This window comes from Nostoc sp. CCY 9925 (genome assembly GCF_963920935.1).
In the GTDB taxonomy this organism is placed as follows: Bacteria; Cyanobacteriota; Cyanobacteriia; order Cyanobacteriales; family Nostocaceae; genus Nostoc.
On the sequence record NZ_CAWUDO010000230.1, the window covers coordinates 1 to 3,448 of the forward strand.

Genomic DNA, 3,448 nt, shown 5'->3' on the forward strand with positions numbered 1-3,448 from the left:
TTTAACTCGCAATCTTTCACTGCGAATCAATAGTTTTAACGGCTCAAGAGAGCAATTTGACTCTAAAGAATATAGTTCCTTTTGCCTATAATAATCTGAGGTAAAAGACCCTAAGTGTATTGTGAGACTTTCGCCTTCGGGAATTTCTTTTAACCCCGCTTCTATGCCCTCAAAGATAGGCAGCATTTGCGATGATTCTAAATTCGGATGAATACCTAAACAATCAAAGCAGAATTTGATTTGAATATTTTCACCTTTTTTGAGAATTAATGCGCCTAGACCCTGCCTACCTCCTAAGTTGAGGTCACAAATGCCCGCTAAATGGATAATATCTTCAAAGGGAGTGAGCATTTTGACAACACTAATCTGCTCGTTTTCTAATGCTCCTTTACCTAATTTTTCTTTAGCCTGATTAAAAGAATTTGGCATAATATCAATAACTGAAATTTAACTAGAACTTAGAACTTATTTTTCTTCCGACTTCCGACCTTCGACTTCTGTTTTATTGATTGAAATTTCATATATCCCCTGCTAATCCGAGGGACGCTAACGAACTTCCCGAAAAAGTCTTTATTTGTAGAAATTGTCCACCAGGAACCCCATCCCCAAGCAATACTTAATCCTGTACCTAACCAACTTGTTTTCAGTAGATAATTAAAGATAAATACATTGCCTACTGCTATTAATGTCCAGGGAAATATTTGGTCGGCAGGGAATGGCCCTAGTCTTGGTCTTTCTCCTAAAATCCGGTTTACTGTCCGAAAAGTATGTTTCTCTGGCATATTTATTGATTTAACAAATTCGGTAGGTTTAAGTCCCCCGGTTCTATAAACGGTCAGTTTTGTGGTCGGTGTAGCACCCATTACAAAACTGTACTTCAGACGAACGACCTCCGACCTCCGAGTTCTTTCTTCCGACTTCTTGAATAAAGAGTTATCAGCTATTAATTCAAATGCCTATTTCTCAACAAATGATAACCAAAAAAGCTTTTTTACTGTAAGAATTCAAAAGTCAGAATTCATGAGGCAGAAGAGTAAAACAATCAGGAACTCACTTGACCCATAAATATACTTGTGATATCAAATCTCCTATAAATTTTGACTTCTGACTTCTGACTCTTGAGTTCTGAATTCTTACTTTTTACTGAACAATCAGACCAGTAATTAAATCTCCAACGAAAACTGCCATAACTATGATTAATGGAGTTCTTGCTAGCGTCTGCCAGTCTTCATCATTCCGGGCAGACTGAATAATGCGAACTAAACTGATACCAACATATAATAGAAATAAAGCTCTCAATACATTGAAAAAAAGTTCGATAACTTCTGATGTTTGTCCATTGTTGGCATTACCAAAAGTGTTTGTCATCCAAGTTTGAGCATTATTGAAAAATTGAGCATTAGCTGGAGCCGCCGCAAAATCAATTAGACAAATTACTGCTAACAGCGCAAACAAAACAGCATAGAGATTAACTCCATACTTTCGTTGTAATTTATCGAAGTTAGTAAATAATGCTTGTGACTGTTTCGGCAAGGCAATGACGATGGCGGACGCAATCATAAATCCACCCATCAATATATTGTGGACGGACATCTCTGCTATCATCAACACACCAGTCACGCCCATGAGTGTAAGTGTGTTTTTCTTCGCCCTGTCATTCTTTGGGGAAGGTGAGAGCGTTGCTGTTGCCGAAGCGGAAAAACTTTCTGGGTATTCGTAGTCAGTACGCATCTGCTTTCGTTCTCCTGAACGATTTGATGAGGAATACGCACATTTTTAAATAAATCAACTTCAAGATGGAGACACCTTAGTACTAAAAAAAATAGCACGAAAGTACTAGTATAATATTGCTAACATTCATTTTTTAAGTATCCAGACATCAATTATAGTATTAGCAACCTTTTTGCTTGATATATAATACCTGCAATTATTTATTAGTATAAATATTTTTGTAATTAGCTCAGTAAGATAAAAATTTCGGGATTGACTTTTGCTTGGTTTTGTGGATTAAAGCCTGTTCAATGTAATACATTGTACTGGTGTTTAGAGTGAATTTTCGTAAAGTACATTCAAAAACTTCACAGCTTCACGTTTAGTTGTTTGAGAACGTAAATCGTATTTTTGGGTAGTCGCTGGGTTCGCGTGACCTGCAAGTTCACAAACGGTGAAAACATCTATACCCGCTTCTAGTAGTCTCGACAAATACACTGCCGCCGGATGAAGTGCCAACGGCAGTGATGTGGACAGCACTAAATCAATTATTAAATTGATAACATTAATCTGACAAACTACTTAAGCACCAAAGACTTTTTGCTATCAAAATCGATGTCATTCTTTGGCTGATGATAACGGTTGAATGTTGAGCTTGTCCCCTACCTTGATATTGGCAGCGCCAGGAGCTAGCTCTAGCACCTGATTAGCAACCCGCCCCTTATAAATAGGGCAAGGAGTTTTGTGGCACGGTTCGGCATTGTAAACCGCAGTTGTCACCACATTGTTCTTGAGATAAAAAATGTCTAATGGAAAATTTACCTTGTACATCCAAAAAGGCACATTGTAAATTTCTGCCTCCAAGTTGAATAACATTCCGCGATCGCGTGGCAAAGATGCTCGAAATTTTAGCCCTTTCTCTAATTGCTCTGGTGTAGAGGCGACTTCTAGCTTAAATGTGCTAGAGCCTACGGTGGGCGGAACGCCATCGCCTTTCGTGAGAATGTGCGTAACCGGTAAATTTTGGGGACGAGTTTGGATGTAACCGCTAGCCACAGTGCCAATGATAATTGATACTCCAGCAACAGGGCCTAGTATGTTCAGTAACTTGAAAGCAGCAACGTATAAATCCTTCTTGGAACTGATTTTTAAAGTTTTCATGATTATCCAAAAATATCAACATTGCCGAGACTATATATGGATGAATCGATAGGGCTAGATGGTTGACCTTGTAAAGTCGCAATGTTACGCATACTTTCAACTCGGTCAGCTTCGCGGATGGCCAGAGGATTCATACTCTGCCTTGCTGCTAACAATGCCGACAATGTAATCTCAAGCGATGGCAGTTCTTGAAGGGGTGTAACATCATCACCAAACATTTGACAGAAACTAGAGACGGCGGCACGTTCTACAATGGCCCCAATCTCAGCACCGACACATCGAAGCGTGGCTTTGAGTATCCTTTTCCATTCTTGTTCGGTGTAACCATCGCCCCCATTACGGAAACGAGGATCAAAACGGGCTAAGTGAATCTTGAATATTTCGTGCCGTTCTCCATAATTGGGTAAATCTACCTTGAAAATCTCGTCAAAGCGTCCACTCCTGGTTAATTCAGGGGGTAGCCATTCAATGTTATTGGCAGAAGCGATAATTAAAACCTCACTAGTACGTTCTTGCATCCAAGTCAAAAGCATACCAGCTAGGCGTTTGGATAAATCATCATCCCCGGCGAATCCCT

Annotated in this window: 5 protein-coding genes and 1 pseudogene; all 6 read right to left on the reverse strand. The window is 39.4% G+C overall.

Annotated elements, in window-relative coordinates:
* Positions 1 to 429 (reverse strand): annotated as a pseudogene (locus tag ACM0OY_RS39785) (hypothetical protein); the annotation flags it as partial.
* A 29-nt stretch (positions 430 to 458) separates the two neighbouring features.
* A complete protein-coding gene (locus ACM0OY_RS39790) occupies positions 459 to 782 on the reverse strand; it encodes a hypothetical protein (RefSeq protein ID WP_414574205.1) in 324 nt (107 codons plus the stop codon).
* Between the two features lie 358 nt (positions 783 to 1,140).
* Complete coding sequence (locus ACM0OY_RS39795; RefSeq protein WP_190960008.1) at positions 1,141 to 1,731, reverse strand: hypothetical protein; 591 nt, start codon at positions 1,729 to 1,731, stop codon at positions 1,141 to 1,143.
* A 312-nt stretch (positions 1,732 to 2,043) separates the two neighbouring features.
* Positions 2,044 to 2,250, reverse strand: a complete 207-nt coding sequence (locus ACM0OY_RS39800) for a hypothetical protein (RefSeq protein WP_414574206.1) — start codon at positions 2,248 to 2,250, stop codon at positions 2,044 to 2,046.
* Between the two features lie 78 nt (positions 2,251 to 2,328).
* Positions 2,329 to 2,871: a DUF192 domain-containing protein gene (locus ACM0OY_RS39805; RefSeq protein WP_414574207.1), complete on the reverse strand. Its 543-nt coding sequence runs from the start codon at positions 2,869 to 2,871 to the stop codon at positions 2,329 to 2,331.
* Positions 2,872 to 2,873: 2 nt separating this feature from the next.
* The coding region (locus ACM0OY_RS39810) for an AAA family ATPase (protein WP_414574208.1) at positions 2,874 to 3,448 on the reverse strand (575 nt) is incomplete at its 5' end.

Excerpts from the sequence above, each read along its gene's own strand:
- ACM0OY_RS39790 (WP_414574205.1), bottom strand. The coding sequence starts at position 782 with ATGCCAGAGAAACATACTTTTCGGACAGTAAACCGGATTTTAGGAGAA.
- ACM0OY_RS39795 (WP_190960008.1), bottom strand. The coding sequence starts at position 1,731 with ATGCGTACTGACTACGAATACCCAGAAAGTTTTTCCGCTTCGGCAACA.
- ACM0OY_RS39805 (WP_414574207.1), bottom strand. The coding sequence starts at position 2,871 with ATGAAAACTTTAAAAATCAGTTCCAAGAAGGATTTATACGTTGCTGCT.